Below are 13,892 nucleotides of genomic sequence, written 5' to 3' on the forward strand. Positions count from 1 at the left end.
GCTTAATGCTTAATGCTTCACAATATACATCGTATGGCTGTAGGCCACATCTTCCGGGTTGGTAATCGGATAGCCTTTCAACCAGGGCTTAATCAAACGCCCGTTGGTGTATTGATATATCGGCGCTATCGGTGCCTGTTCGGCAATGATGTCTTCCGCTTTATTGTAATCGGCCGCCAGCGCTTTGGGGTCGGTCTGCAGGCTGGCCTGGGTCATTAGCTTATCGTATTCGGCGCTTTTGAATTTGCCTATGTTGCCGCTATGGCTGGAGGTCAGCAGCGAAAGAAACGTTGATGGCTCATTGTAGTCCCCTACCCAGGAGGCGCGCACCACATCGAAATTGCCGCTGTTACGGCTATCAATATAGGATTTCCACTCCTGGTTAACCAGCTTGACGTTGACGCCCAGTTTCTGTTTCCACATCGAGGCCACGGCGATGGCGATTTTTTCATGACTCTCAGAGGTGTTATAGAGCAGGCTCAGGTTCAAGGGTTTATCCGGTCCGTAGCCGGCCGCATGCATTAATGCCTTGGCCTGGGCGTCAAGCGAGGCCTGATCGTGCTGCTGCAGGAAATTTTTCGCCGGGTTGTAGCCCGCGGTGACGTCAGGGGTAAAGTGCCAGGCCGGTTTTTCGCCGGTACCCACCACTTTCTCCGCAATAATCTGACGATCGATAGCGTAAGACAAAGCCTGGCGAACACGCGGATCGTTGGTCGGGGCGCGCTGGGTGTTAAAGGCGTAGTAATAGGTGCCTAATTGGTCTGGTGTGTAAACTTCATGGGGAATATCCTTTAACAGCTTGCGGTACATGATTTTAGGGAACGATTCGGTGATATCGATTCCGTTTGCCAAATAACGGTTAAGGGCCGCCGTTTCCTGATTGATCGGCACAAAGGTTACCTGTGTCAGCACCGTGTGTTTGTGGTCCCAATAGTGTGCATTGGGCGTCAACACCAGCTTTTCATTGACCACCCGCTCTTTCAGGGCAAAGGCGCCGTTGCCCACCAGGTTGCCTACCCGGGTCCACTCATTGCCAAATTTTTCAATATTGGCCTGCTGGACCGGGTAAAGGCTGAAGTTGGCGGTCAGGCTGACGAAGTAAGGTACTGGACGGGAAAGCTGGATTTTAAGCGTATAAGCATCCGGGGCGCTGACGCCGAGTTTGTCCACCGGCAGTGTGCCGGCGGCAATCTCCGCCGCATGCTCTAACCCCGCCAGGTCGGCAAACCAGGCAAAGGTGGACAGATTTTTGGGATCAACCAGTCGTCGCCAGCTGTAGACGAAATCATTGGCGGTCACCGGTGTTCCATCAGACCAGCGAGCGTCTTTTCTCAGATGGAACACAAAGCTGCGATTATCATTGGTTTGCCAACTGAGCGCGACGCCTGGGATTATCTTGCCGTGAGCATCCTGATTGACCAGCCCTTCAAATAAATCGCGCACCACCTGGGCTTCCGGCAGGCCGACCGCCTTAATAGGGTCGAGCGAGGCTGGTTCGTCCTTGATATGTCTGACGATATGCTGTTGGTCGGCAAGCTGAGTGCCCTTGGGAACTTCCGCCGCCCAGGCACCGGCAGACACTAATGCCAGCAGCGAAGCAGCGGCAATATGATTGAAACTGGGCATAATGTTATCCTTAATATAATGGCCGGGTACAGGCAGGCCCTGATCAGGCTAACGTAAAAAGTATCGACATCAGGTAAACAATCAGGGACTTTTTAGATACAGTAAGCAAAGACAATGTAACCTACTATTTTCTGCCGGGAAATACCATGAGACCATTTCAGTCACGCCCGTTGCGCGGCAGGCTGCCCTTCGCCGCGCGTCCCTATGGTGAGTCGGTGCTGGGCGCACCACTGCTTTATTTCCCCGCCGCCGCGGCCACTGAGGCCACCGGCCTCATCATCGCCGGCACCCATGGCGACGAAACCGCCAGCGTGGTGGCTCTTTCCTGCGCATTACGCAGTCTTGGCGAGCATCCCCTGCGCCATCATCTGGTGCTGGCTGTGAATCCTGATGGCTGTCAACTGGGGTTGAGATCAAATGCCAATGGCGTGGATTTGAACCGTAATTTTCCGTCCAACAATTGGCAGCCGGGTGAGACCGTTTATCGTTGGACCAGCCATACCGCCGAGCGTGATGTGACGCTTTCCACCGGAAAGATGGCCGGTTCTGAGCCGGAAACGCAGGCGCTTTGCCAGCTTATTCATCAGTTGGAACCGGCCTGGGTAGTGAGTTTTCATGAACCGCTGGCCTGCATTGAAGACGAGACCGCCTCGCCGCTGGCGGCATGGTTGGCAGCCGAGCTGGAGCTGCCATTGGTGGAAAGCGTCGGTTATGCCACACCGGGCTCTTTCGGCAGCTGGTGCCGGGATATCTCCCTGCCCTGTATCACCGCTGAATTGCCGGCTATTTCAGCCGACGCCGCCACCGACAGCTATCTGCAAGCCCTGATGTCGCTGCTGGAATATCACCCCTGAGGGCCGGCGCTGAAATTTACGTGAGGCGAACGCTCTCTACCCGGCAGAATATGCACTGCCGGGCCTGACTTAGCCGGATATGTTTCCCGCCGGGGTCAGGCTGATGGATCCACAGCTGAAATTCAGTCCGGGCTGAGCATCCATCGCCAGCCAGGTCGGGCCGTCCAGATCGATAAAGCGGGCAACCCCAGTCAACGGCAGGGCTGACGCAATCGCCCGGGAGGTGCAGAGCATACAGCCGAGCATCACGCCAAAACCCTGTTCGGTGGCTTCTCTGGCCAGCAGCAGCGCCTCCGTCAGGCCGCCGGTCTTATCCAGCTTGATATTGACCATTTCATAATTGCCTTTCAGGGCAGGCAATTGTTCGCGGGTATGGCAGCTTTCATCAGCGCAGATCGGCAGCGGATGGATAAAATGCTGCAAAGCGGCATCCTGCTCTGCGGGAAGCGGTTGTTCCAGCATCGCCACCTTGAGATCGGCCAGCAATTGGCAGCGGGACGCCAGGCCTTCCGGGTGCCAGGCCTCATTGGCATCGACAATCAGCGTCGCTTCTGGCACCACTGAGCGTATGGCGACCATGCGTTCGGTAATCAGGCGATCATCGAGTTTGATTTTCAGAAGCCTTGCCCCCTGCTGCCAGTAGCGTAGAGCAGCTTCGGCCATCTGCTGAGGTTCATCAATGCTGATAGTCTGTGCCATCACTATCGGGTTGGCGAGCGTTACGCCTGCCAGTTCCGCCAGGCTTTTCCCGCTCAGTTGCCGCTCAAGATCCCACAGCGCACAGTCCACCGCATTGCGGGCGGCACCGGCCGGCAACAGTTGCTGCAGAACCTCACGGGAAACGCCCTGGCCGATGGCATGTGCAACCGAGGCCAACTGGGCCGATACCGAGGCTTCATCCTCACCATAGCGCGGATAGGGCGTACATTCGCCGATGCCCTTCAATCCGCCCTGCTCAATTTCCACTACCATTACCTGGGCCTGGGTACGGCTGCCGCGAGATATCACAAAAGGCGTGTGAAGCGGCCAGGATTCGGGATAAAAACGCATAACTCTCATCATCAGTCCTCGGACTATCAGCTGCTACCCCAAAGTATAGCGCCTAAAGCCGGTAAAATTGGCAAGGGGAACACAAGAAATCTGGTATATCATGGTGTTAGGGCTTATGCTGAACAGGCTTTTGATTTCAAACACACAAGGACCCTGCTTATGTCACAGACTGTACATTTAAAAGGTAATCCCGTCACCGTGGTAGATAAACTAGCTCAACCTGGCGATACTGCTAAAGATTTTTTGCTGGTTGCCAAAGATTTATCCGACGTGACGCTTAAAACCTATGCCGGCAAACGTAAGGTGTTGAATATTTTTCCAAGCGTTGATACCAGCACCTGCTCCAAGTCGGTACACGCGTTCAATAAGCTGGCCGGTGAACTCTCTAACACCGTGGTACTGTGTATTTCTCAGGATTTGCCGTTCGCCCAGGCCCGTTTCTGCGGCGCGGAAGGCCTGGATCAAGTAGTTACCCTATCCCTGTTGCGCGATGCCGATTTTAAACGAAGCTACGGCGTTGAAATCGCCGATGGCCCGATGAAAGGCCTGGCCGCGCGCGCGGTCATAGTGATCGACGAGCAGGACAAGGTTATTTACAGCCAGTTGGTGGAAGAAATCGCCAATGAACCGGATTACGATTCGGTGCTGTCGCTGCTCAAAGCCTGATATCCAACCTGATGACGGGCGATGCCGATGCTGGCCGCCCGTTTATTTCCTGCTGAATGCCCCTACTCCTCGCCGGCTTTTTTACTGCTTAGCCCATATTCACGCAACTTGTTGGCAATGGCGGTATGGGACACCCCCAGCCGTTTCGCCAGTTTACGGGTGCTGGGATAGGTCAGGTAGAGCCGGGTCAGTACCGAGCGCTCAAAGCGTTTACTGATATCATCCAGTGAACCATCCAGATTATCATCCATTAACCCCGCCGTCGGGCCAAAATCGGGCAACTCGATATCATCAGTATCCAGTATCCGACCTTCATGCTGCGCGATTGCCCGCAGCAGCACATTACGCAGCTGGCGGACATTGCCTGGCCAGGGATAGTTCATCAGCAGAGTAGCAAGTTCAGGGGCAATCGATGGCCGCGGAATATCCTGCTCGTCGCAGAAACGGGCAATAAACAGCATCGACAGCGGCATGATGTCATCCGGACGCTCGCGCAACGGCGGCAGCGTCAGGGTCAGCACATTGAGCCGATAATAGAGATCTTCCCGGAATTGTCCCAACCGCACCAGCTCATGCAGGTTTTTCTGGGTGGCGCAGATAACCCGGACATCGACATGCATCTCCTGATCCTCGCCCACCCGGCGAAAAGTGCCGTCGTTAAGGAACCGCAGCAGCTTGGACTGCATGCTGGGGGACATTTCCGCTATTTCGTCAAGCAATACCGAGCCGCCGTTAGCCTGTTCAAAGAACCCTTTTTTGCCTTCCAGCGCATTGGGATAAGCCCCGGCGGCATGGCCAAACAGCTCGCTTTCGGCGACGTCATCCGGCAGCGCGGCGCAGTTGAGCGCCAGAAAAGGCGCTCTGCCGCGAGGGCTGCGTCGATGGCAGGCATAGGCCAACATATCTTTGCCGGTGCCGGTGTCGCCGGTAATAAGCAGTGGGGCATCCAGCATCGCCAGCTTTCTGGCCTGCTCAACCGCCTGACGCATTTTTCCACTCGTGGCAATGATATGGCTGAACTCGCTGTCATCAGCCGGCGGGCGGTCTTGCAATTGCCTGCCGATGCGGGCGGCTGATTTAAGCACGATAACCCCGCCCGTCACTGTCAACTGGCTGTCATTATCGGGCAACTGCAGCGGGGTAATGTCCAGCAGGAAATCCTGTCCCTGAATCACCACCTTCTGGCTGGCGGCACCCTGATGGCTGCTGTCCAGCCAGTCGGCGACATGAAAGCCGGGGATGAGGCCGCTGACCGGATGCTGATGGATTTTATCCGCACTCAAGCCAAACAATGCCGCAGCGGCAGGATTGATTAACGTCAGCCGTCCTTTCAGATCGATAGAAAATACCGGATCTGGCAAGGCCGACAGCAATGCCCTGAGAGTACGGTATTCACCCTCAGAAGGCATATGGGAAATGGTACGTACATCTGTCACGCCCTTGATGCGGCGTATTTCCGCCATCAGTTGACTAAGCGTGTCAAATTCCAGCATCGACAGGTTCAGGTAAATGCGGCCGACCGGATCGATTTCAATACCGCGCAGATCAATACTGCGCAACACCAGTAAATCAAGCAGTTCCCGGGCCAGGCCAAGTCGATCCTCACAAAAAACTTCCAATCGCATGTAATGCCTCATTCCCAATGACTTAGGGGGATATCCGTCTTGTATCATACGTGCAGAACCGGTGGGGAAGAAGCCATGGCTGACAAAATGTTGGTGGAGCGATAGCGGTTGGTGATGTTGCCGGCGTTCAGTCGTTTTTTTTCTTAGCGCGCAGTGTCTCCTGCAGTTGACCGATGATTTCACGCCGAAAATCGCCCATGCGCGGACGGTCATTGCCGATCCATGGCAAAGGCCGGCAAAGTTCCATCGTCTTGATGCCCAGGCGTGCGGTCAGCAGACCGGCGCCGATCCCCTGCGCCGCGCGCGCCGATAAGCGGGCAGCCAGATCCTGGGACATCCAGTCCACGCCTATCTCTCGCACCCACTCGGTAACGCCGGCAAAGGCGATATTTATCAGCACCACTTTGAAAAGGCGGATCCGGCTGAAATACCCCAAATCGATGCCATACAGCGCGGCAACCCGGTTAATCAGCCGCAGGTTACGCCAGGCAATAAACGCCATATCGACTATCGCCAGCGGACTGACCGCCACCATCAGCGCCGACTCCGCCGCGCTGCGGCTGATTTCACGTCGTACCTGCTTATCGACTACCGGTTGCACCAGGGTGGCATAGAGCTGTACCACCTCCCGGTCGCTTTGAGAATCGTGCAGCGCCGCCAGGTAGCGTTGCCAAGCCGGGTGTTCAGCGCCGATGCCGGCCTTGGCCGCCAGCATTTCACAAAAAGGCCGAGCATTGCCAAGACCCTGGCTTGACAGCAATTCTGCCGCGGTATCCCGGTGCTCGGTCTGCAGACGCAGCCGACGCAGCCTGCGCCATTCCGTCGCCAGCGCACCGACACCCGCCAGCACGATAAGTCCACCCGCCGCGAGCGAGCCCAGCGCCAGCCAGTCCTGTTGCTGCCAGGCGCGGCTCAACCACAGGCCGCCCTGGGCAACAGCGCTGACGGCGAAAAGGCCGATGCCGGCAATCACCATTCGACGCCACAGACTGGGTTTGGGCTTAAGTGCAGAGGTCAGCAGGCGCTCTGTCCGGCCCTCGCTGTCGTCGCTGTTTCCAGAGCTGAACTCCGCCACCGGGCGGAAAGCGGCGTCGCCATTTTCCGTAAAGATTTCGGCCGGCCGCAGCGGGACATCGTGCGGCGCGGCCAGTGGCTGCTCAAAGTCCATACGTGGCTTAAGCGGATCGTTCATCGCAATTTATCCCCCAACAGAAATTCCATTACGCTGTCCAGCCGGATGTGCGGTAAGGGTGTGTCCACATCGATTTGCGGTGGACGAAAAGATTCAAAATCAAAGCCCTGACGCTGCCAGAACGCATTGCCAGGCAGTCGGGCCGGTACCTCTCCCGGATAGAAAGTGAGAGGCGCGTTATCCGCCAGACGATACCCCTTAAGGGCAGGGACATCCTTGCCCTGATGGGAAACCATACCGCTTTGGGTCGCCTGTACCGAGGCGATGCCGGCGCAGTCCATTGCTATACCCTCAAACGCCGCATTCTGCCAGGCGTCCTGTACCAGTTGGCGCAATAGCGATACCAGGCTGGCATGCTGATCGGCGGTAATATGGTCGGCTTTGGTGGCGGCAAACATCAGTTTATCGATACAGGGTGAAAACAATCGGCGATACAGGCTGCGCTTACCGTAATGAAAACTGCGCATCAGTTGGGTCAGCGCCAGACGCATATCATTGAACGCGTCCGGGCCGGTATTAAGCGATTGCAGGCAGTCCACCAGCACTATCTGCCGATCGAAGCCGCTGAAATGCTGTTTATAAAAACCTTTGACTATAGTTTGGCAGTAGTACTGATAGCGGGCTTTGAGCATGCCCAGATTGGTGGTGCTATCGCCACGGGCCAATTGGACATCATTCAGGCGGCCGTTATCCGGCCAGGGAAAGAACTGCAGCACCGGCGCATCGGCCAGATCGCCGGGCAGCACAAATCTGCCGGGCTGGATAAAATGCAGGCCATGGCTTTGACAGCGAATTAAATAATCGGTATATCCCCGGGCTATCTCAGCCAGCGCCTTTTCATCGGCTGGGGCCAGCGGGTCCAGGGCGGCGCATTTCTCAAGCCATGGCTTGGCCCATTCGGCCCGTTTGCCATGCAGCAGACCGCCCATCTGGCCCGACCATGATAGGTAGTCCAGCTCAAGCATCGGCAGATCCAGCAACCATTCGCCCGGGTAATCGACGATTTCCAGATACAGCGTACCGGTATTTTTGATATGGCGTAGCAGCGAATCACGCGGTCGATAACGCAGCGCCAGCCGCATCTCGCTGACGCCGCGGGTCGGCACCGGCCAGGCGGGTGGCGAGGCATAAAGCGAGGCGATACCCTCATCATAGGCAAACCGCGCCAGCCCAAGGTTACGCTGCGCCACGCGTCTTACGCCGAGTAAACGGTTATCGCGCACCACGTTGAACAGCGGCAGTCTGGCGCCCTGATTAGCCATCAGCAACTGATTGACCAACGAGGTGATAAACGCGGTTTTACCGCTGCGGCTTAGCCCGGTGACCGCCAGGCGTAAATGACGGTCCAGACCGCGATCCAGTAGCGAGGTGAATTCATTACGAAGTCTGTTCATGGTGTCAGTATGTCCTGCAATCGGTCGACAAACAAATGGCCGGTGACATTTTTACCAGAACTTGCACAATGACGCACCGTACCCTTGCTTTTAAAGGGCCGGTGCGTTTTTTTTTACTCAAGGTATCACGCTAAAGAGGGGTAACGGACTATTGACCCGCCACCTGTTGGGCCAGTTCCCGGCTGTAATGTTGACTGGCATCGATCAATACCCGGGTATACTCGGTCTGCGGCCCCTGGCCCAGCAGGTCGTCAGTGGCAAGCGTTTCCAGGATCCTGCCATGCTGCATCACCGCGACCCGATGACACAGATGGGCGATGACCCCCAGGTCGTGGGTGACCATCAGGTACGTCAGGCCCTCGCGCTGCTGCAGTTCGGCCAGCAGATTGAGAATTTCAGCCTGAACCGAGACATCCAGCGCCGAGGTAGGCTCATCCAGCAGCAGTACTCTGGGCTCCAGTATCAACGCCCGGGCGATGGCGACGCGTTGACGCTGTCCGCCGGATAACTGATGAGGAAAGCGATCGCGGAAAGCCGGGCTCAAACCGACCTTGACCAGCATGCTGTCAATACGGTCATCCCGGTTGTCGATATGGTGAATCGCCAGCGGCTCTTCGAGTATCGACTCCACATTGTGGCGCGGATGCAGGGAACCGTAGGGATCCTGAAACACCATTTGCACCTGGCGGCACTGCGGCCGGTTAATGCCATGGGACAGTGGCTTACCGTCAATGGCCATTTCGCCCTGCCACTGAGTCAATAAGCCGGCCAGGCATTTCAATACCGTGGTTTTACCCGAGCCGGACTCGCCGACCAGCCCGAAAATTTCCCCCTGCCGTACGCTCAAATCAACGTCATACAGCACCTGATTGGTCTTGCTGCCATGGCCAAAGGTCAGATTCAGTCCCTGGATATGGATCATGTTTTCATTTGGCATCTGCGGTTCCTTAATCAGTCAGCCAGGAAGGATCCCGGTTCAGCACCGGCAGCACCGGCCGGCGCTGGGTCATATCGGGCAGCGCGTTCAGCAAGCCACGGGTATAGGGATGGCAGGCGTTGTCCAGATCGGCGGCGGCAATCGATTCCACCACCCGTCCGGCATACATCACCAGCACGCGATCGCAGAAGCTGCGCACCAGGTTGATATCGTGACTGATAAACATCAGTCCCAACCCTCTGGACTGCACCAGGTCATCCAGCAATGCCAATACCTGCAGCCGTACCGAGACATCCAGCGCCGAGGTGGGTTCATCGGCAATGACCAGCTCAGGATCGGTAATCAGCATCATGGCTATCATGATACGTTGACCCTGGCCGCCGGAAATCTCATGAGGATACAGCGAGTAGACCCGTTCCGGCTGGCGAATGCGCACCACGTTAAGCATTTCCATCACTTTATCCCGCGCTTCGCTGCGGCTGGTTTTATGATGGGCCAGCCAGGCTTCGGCGATTTGATCACCGACCTTGACGACCGGATTAAGGGAATATTTCGGATCCTGCATGATCATCGAAATACGCTTACCCCTGATTGCCCGCATATCCGCAGCGCTGGCCGCCAGCAGATCCACCTCACTGAATCGCAGGCGATCGGCGGTGATACGCGCGCTGCGCGGATGCAGTTGCAGCAGCGCCCGACCAACGGTCGACTTGCCCGAGCCGGATTCACCGACAATAGCCAGTTTTTCACGGCCCAGGGTAAAAGAAACCCCTCGTACCGCGTCGGTCACTTTGCGGCCATTGACGAAACTGACGTGGAGGTTGCTGACATCCAGCAACGGCGCGGTATTCAACGGCGCGGTATTATTCTGTTCTGGGATCGAGAATGTCACGTAAGCCATCTCCTAAGAAGTTGAACGCCAGGCTGTTGATAAGGATCGCCAGACCAGGAATAGTCACTACCCACCAGCACTCCATCATGTAGCGACGGCCGCTGGATATCATGGCGCCCCACTCCGGATCCGGCGGCTGGGCGCCCAGGCCAAGGAAACCCAGGCCGGCGGCAGTCAGAATAATTCCGGCCATGTTCATGGTGATGCGGATGATCACCGAAGGCAGGCAAAGGGGCACGATATGACGCAGCAGGATGCGCAGCGGCGATGCGCCCAGCAGTCTCACCGCCGAGATAAAATCGGACTGGCGCAGCGACAACGTCTCGGCGCGCGCCAGACGGGCTACCGGCGGCCAGGCGGTCAGCGTAATGGCAATCACCACATGTTCCAGTCCCGGACCGAGGGCGGCGACAAACGCCAGCGCCAGCACCAGACTAGGAAATGAGATAAAAATGTCGGTGACCCGCATCAGCACCATATCCACCTTGCCGCCAAAATAACCGGCGGTCACACCCAATAGCAGCCCCAATGGACCGACGGTGATGGATACCAAGAGCACGATATACAGGGTAATACGCGAACCATATACCAACCGGCTGAATACATCCCGGCCGAATTCATCGGTGCCGAACCAGTGGGCGGAGCTCGGCGGCAACAGGGTATTATTCAAGTCCTGAATCAGCGGATGGTGAGTGGCTATCCAGGGCGCAAACAGGGCGACCAGCATCAGCAGCAGCACGATGCCGCCGCCGATAGCGGTCAGCGGGTTACGCGCCATCTTGCCGAGGAAACCGCCGGTACGGGACAACAGCCGGCGCCAGCGCCCGCTGTGCTTGATGCTGCCGGGGGATGGCAAAGCCGGATCGATAGACATAGTCATACTTTGGTCCTCGGGTCAAAAATCTGATACAGCATGTCGGACAGCAGATTAAGGCTGACGAAGATAATGCCGACCACCAGCACACAGCCCATGACGGCGTTCATATCGCCCAGCAGCAGGCTGCCGGTCAGATAGGATCCAAAACCGGGCCAGGCGAACACCGTTTCAATCAATACGGCGCCCTCTAGCAATGAGCCGTAAGCCAACGCCACCACCGTCAGCAACTGCACCAGGATATTGCGGAAGGCATGTCCCCAGATGACCTGCCATTCGGTCAGGCCTTTGACCCGCGCCGTAATGATGAACTCCTGGGATAGCTGGGCCAGCATAAAGCTGCGCGTCATACGGCTGATATAGGCCAGCGAGTGAAAGCCGAGCAGGGCGGCCGGCAGGACCAGATAATTCAGGGCGCTGAAAAACACCTGCTTGTTGCCGGCCAACAGCGAGTCCACCAGCAACAGACCGGTCCGGCGTTCCACCAGGCCGTCAAACGCCAGGTCTACCCTGCCCGATCCGCCTACCCAGCCAAGCCAGGCATAAAAAATCAGCAGCCCTATCATGCCCACCCAGAAAATCGGCGTTGAATAGCCGGCAAGGCTGATGACCCTGACCACATAGTCCAGCGGGCTGTTGCGCCGTGCGGCAGCCAGCACCCCCAGCGGAATGCCGAGGCCGGCGCCGACGATAATCGCCATGGTGGCCAGTTCAACGGTGGCCGGGAATACCCGGACAATATCGTCCAGCACCGGTTTGCCGGTCAGCAGGGCATTGCCGAGATCGCCGTGCAGCAGCGTACTGAGATAGATGATGAACTGCGTCCACAGGGGTTTATCGAAACCCAGTTGCAGATAGACCTGCTGATAAGTGCTGTGATCGGCATCGGGGCCGACGATGGCCAGCACCGGATCGATAGGCATAACCCGACCAATGATAAAGGTCAGGACCAGCAGGCCGAACAGCGTAATGATGACCTGCACCAGTCGCTTGGCAAGGCGACGGGCCAGATTTTCATTAGAGAACCATTGCATTGCTGTCATGGATGCTCCCACAAAAAGAGGACTCATGGATGCCGGCAGTACCACACCGGCGTTAAGCGCAAGCGTCAACCCGCGGATCGTTACTGTTCCTGCTTATAGACTTCTCGCAAAAAAGTGGTTGCCGATGGGTGCGGTACGTAGTTCCTGACGTTCTTGCGCACCACGACCGAATCGACCATTTGCGATACCGGCATGATGGCCGGGAACAGCGCATCGTAACGATTCTGTACCTCGGCATAGAGCGCCCGCTGTTTGTCCGGATCCCGTTCAAGCAGCGCCGTGTCAATCAACTGGTTCAGGGTCTTATCAAAGAAGCTGGTCCGCCAGCCCTGGAAGTTGGTCAGTCGGGCTTCATCACGGTTATCGGGGTTGTAAACCAGCGCCCGCAGGCTGGAGTGAGGATGAGGTTCTACGCCGCTGCCGCCGCGTCCGACCAGCATGTCGAATTGCCGATCTCGCATGGCGCCGTAGATTTGGTTGCCGGTGCCGGTCATGATTTTGGCGCGTATGCCGGCCTGCATCAGTGTCGATTGGACCGCAATGGCGATATTGATGAACGGCGGATCAGCCAACACCCGCAGGGTAGTATCGAATCCATCCGGATAGCCTGCTTCGGCCAGCAGTTTTCTGGCCCGTTCGATATCCAGCGCGTAGCCCGGATTCGGCAGCGTCGCGTCCATTCCTTGCTGAATCGGTCGCTGATGCAGGACGCCATACCCCGGCATAATGGCCTTGTTGATACCTTGATAGTCAATCAGATAACGCACGGCTTCACGCACTTTCGGATTGGCGAAGTGGGGTTCCTTCATACTGACCGCCACGTAATAGATGGTGCCCTTGCGGACCGCATCTATCACCATCTCCTGATTGCTTTTCAGCGCTTCGATATCCGGCACCGACATGGTGGCGGCGATATCCAGATCGCCTTTGGCAATCATCAGCCTTAAGGTCTGGGATTCCTGCAGATGGCGGAATATCACCCGGCTCATCCGGCTTTCGCCACGCCAGTAGCCTGGCGCGCGGCTGATGCGCATCACATCTTTAGCCTGCCAGATATCCAGTTTGAACGGACCTGAACCGGCCTCGGCGGTGGTTAGCCAGCGATTTCCCCAATCGCCCTTCTGTTCATGCTGCTTGACGGTTTTGCTGTCCAGTACCGAGCCGCTGCCCAGTGCCGCCAGTGAATAGAGCACCAGTTTCGGATCGTTGGGCTTAGGCAGCGCTATCTCGATGGTATAGTCATCGACCGCTCTGACCTGACGGTCAACGTTATCGCGGTTGAAGCCATAGGACTTCCAGACCGACGCCTGGGCCATGTTGAGATGCAGTACCCGCCTGAATGACCAGACCACATCTTGAGCGGTCAACGGATTACCGGAGTGGAATTTTACCCCTTTGCGCAGATGGAAGGTCAGCAGATTTCGGTCATCGCTGATGGTCCAGCGTTCGGCGAGCGCCGGCATGACGTTGGTGAGCTCGGCAGGGTCCAATTCCACCAGGCTGTCATAAAGATTGACCACAATGCCGACCACTTCATTGCCGGTCATGGCGGCCGGATCCAGCGTCAGCAGGTTATTCATGTTCATGCCGATAACCAGTTGGTCCGGCGGCGTTTTAGCCTGGACCAGGGAAGCGCTCAGTACCAGGCACAGTACCGCAATTCCCCTGCCAAGCAGGGTTTTTATGTTCATCGGGCGTATCCCTATGCGGGTAAACAGAGGTTTTTTTTATTGTTACCG

General features: G+C 56.9%; 12 protein-coding genes. 2 read left to right on the forward strand and 10 right to left on the reverse strand.

Annotated elements, in window-relative coordinates; translation table 11 throughout:
* Nucleotides 1-9 precede the first annotated feature (9 nt).
* A complete protein-coding gene (locus tag EDC52_RS00940) occupies nucleotides 10-1,626 on the reverse strand; it encodes a peptide ABC transporter substrate-binding protein (RefSeq protein WP_131863392.1) in 1,617 nt (538 codons plus the stop codon).
* Between the two features lie 146 nt (nucleotides 1,627-1,772).
* Between EDC52_RS00940 and mpaA the strand changes: the two genes are divergently transcribed.
* Nucleotides 1,773-2,480 (forward strand): murein tripeptide amidase MpaA, encoded by a 708-nt coding sequence (gene mpaA / locus EDC52_RS00945; protein WP_131863393.1) that lies wholly within the window; start codon nucleotides 1,773-1,775, stop codon nucleotides 2,478-2,480.
* 69 nt (nucleotides 2,481-2,549) lie between these two features.
* Here mpaA and ycjG read toward each other — a convergent pair whose 3' ends face one another.
* Nucleotides 2,550-3,539, reverse strand: a complete 990-nt coding sequence (gene ycjG / locus EDC52_RS00950) for an L-Ala-D/L-Glu epimerase (protein WP_131864065.1) — start codon at nucleotides 3,537-3,539, stop codon at nucleotides 2,550-2,552.
* Between the two features lie 150 nt (nucleotides 3,540-3,689).
* On the opposite strand from ycjG, the gene tpx reads away from it, so the two are divergent.
* Complete coding sequence (gene tpx, locus EDC52_RS00955; RefSeq protein WP_131863394.1) at nucleotides 3,690-4,196, forward strand: thiol peroxidase; 507 nt, start codon at nucleotides 3,690-3,692, stop codon at nucleotides 4,194-4,196.
* A 62-nt stretch (nucleotides 4,197-4,258) separates the two neighbouring features.
* Here the strand turns inward: tpx and tyrR are convergent, their stop codons facing one another.
* The 8 genes from tyrR to EDC52_RS00995 all read right to left on the reverse strand — a co-directional run bounded on the left by tyrR (nucleotide 4,259) and on the right by EDC52_RS00995 (nucleotide 13,844).
* Nucleotides 4,259-5,821 (reverse strand): transcriptional regulator TyrR, encoded by a 1,563-nt coding sequence (gene tyrR / locus EDC52_RS00960; protein ID WP_131863395.1) that lies wholly within the window; start codon nucleotides 5,819-5,821, stop codon nucleotides 4,259-4,261.
* Between the two features lie 127 nt (nucleotides 5,822-5,948).
* Nucleotides 5,949-7,013 (reverse strand): YcjF family protein, encoded by a 1,065-nt coding sequence (locus tag EDC52_RS00965; RefSeq protein ID WP_131863396.1) that lies wholly within the window; start codon nucleotides 7,011-7,013, stop codon nucleotides 5,949-5,951.
* Entirely contained in the window at nucleotides 7,010-8,407 is a 1,398-nt protein-coding gene (locus tag EDC52_RS00970; RefSeq protein ID WP_131863397.1) for a YcjX family GTP-binding protein, read from the reverse strand. The genes EDC52_RS00965 and EDC52_RS00970 overlap by 4 nt, the downstream gene beginning before the upstream one ends.
* A gap of 148 nt (nucleotides 8,408-8,555) precedes the next feature.
* On the reverse strand, nucleotides 8,556-9,329 hold the full coding sequence (locus EDC52_RS00975) for an ABC transporter ATP-binding protein (protein ID WP_131864066.1): 774 nt from the start codon (nucleotides 9,327-9,329) through the stop codon (nucleotides 8,556-8,558).
* A 25-nt stretch (nucleotides 9,330-9,354) separates the two neighbouring features.
* On the reverse strand, nucleotides 9,355-10,236 hold the full coding sequence (locus tag EDC52_RS00980; protein ID WP_407924188.1) for an ABC transporter ATP-binding protein: 882 nt from the start codon (nucleotides 10,234-10,236) through the stop codon (nucleotides 9,355-9,357).
* The gene (locus EDC52_RS00985) at nucleotides 10,208-11,116 is read right to left on the reverse strand and encodes an ABC transporter permease (RefSeq protein WP_131863399.1); all 909 of its coding nucleotides are present in this window, start codon (nucleotides 11,114-11,116) and stop codon (nucleotides 10,208-10,210) included. Before EDC52_RS00985 ends, EDC52_RS00980 begins: the two co-directional genes overlap by 29 nt.
* Nucleotides 11,113-12,144, reverse strand: coding sequence for an ABC transporter permease (locus EDC52_RS00990; RefSeq protein WP_131864067.1), 1,032 nt, complete (start codon nucleotides 12,142-12,144; stop codon nucleotides 11,113-11,115). Before EDC52_RS00990 ends, EDC52_RS00985 begins: the two co-directional genes overlap by 4 nt.
* Nucleotides 12,145-12,233: 89 nt before the next feature.
* Entirely contained in the window at nucleotides 12,234-13,844 is a 1,611-nt protein-coding gene (locus EDC52_RS00995; RefSeq protein ID WP_131863400.1) for an ABC transporter substrate-binding protein, read from the reverse strand.
* Nucleotides 13,845-13,892: the final 48 nt, after the last annotated feature.

Source organism: Biostraticola tofi, assembly GCF_004343195.1.
GTDB lineage: Bacteria > Pseudomonadota > Gammaproteobacteria > Enterobacterales > Enterobacteriaceae > Biostraticola > Biostraticola tofi.

What these genes read in the sequence shown, in the direction of transcription:
- tyrR (WP_131863395.1), bottom strand. Translation starts at nt 5,821, where the DNA reads ATGCGATTGGAAGTTTTTTGTGAGGATCGACTTGGCCTGGCCCGGGAA.
- EDC52_RS00995 (WP_131863400.1), bottom strand. Translation starts at nt 13,844, where the DNA reads ATGAACATAAAAACCCTGCTTGGCAGGGGAATTGCGGTACTGTGCCTG.
- EDC52_RS00940 (WP_131863392.1), bottom strand. Translation starts at nt 1,626, where the DNA reads ATGCCCAGTTTCAATCATATTGCCGCTGCTTCGCTGCTGGCATTAGTG.
- ycjG (WP_131864065.1), bottom strand. Translation starts at nt 3,539, where the DNA reads ATGAGAGTTATGCGTTTTTATCCCGAATCCTGGCCGCTTCACACGCCT.
- EDC52_RS00985 (WP_131863399.1), bottom strand. Translation starts at nt 11,116, where the DNA reads ATGACTATGTCTATCGATCCGGCTTTGCCATCCCCCGGCAGCATCAAG.
- mpaA (WP_131863393.1), top strand. Translation starts at nt 1,773, where the DNA reads ATGAGACCATTTCAGTCACGCCCGTTGCGCGGCAGGCTGCCCTTCGCC.
- tpx (WP_131863394.1), top strand. Translation starts at nt 3,690, where the DNA reads ATGTCACAGACTGTACATTTAAAAGGTAATCCCGTCACCGTGGTAGAT.
- EDC52_RS00990 (WP_131864067.1), bottom strand. Translation starts at nt 12,144, where the DNA reads ATGCAATGGTTCTCTAATGAAAATCTGGCCCGTCGCCTTGCCAAGCGA.
- EDC52_RS00970 (WP_131863397.1), bottom strand. Translation starts at nt 8,407, where the DNA reads ATGAACAGACTTCGTAATGAATTCACCTCGCTACTGGATCGCGGTCTG.
- EDC52_RS00975 (WP_131864066.1), bottom strand. Translation starts at nt 9,329, where the DNA reads ATGATCCATATCCAGGGACTGAATCTGACCTTTGGCCATGGCAGCAAG.
- EDC52_RS00965 (WP_131863396.1), bottom strand. Translation starts at nt 7,013, where the DNA reads ATGAACGATCCGCTTAAGCCACGTATGGACTTTGAGCAGCCACTGGCC.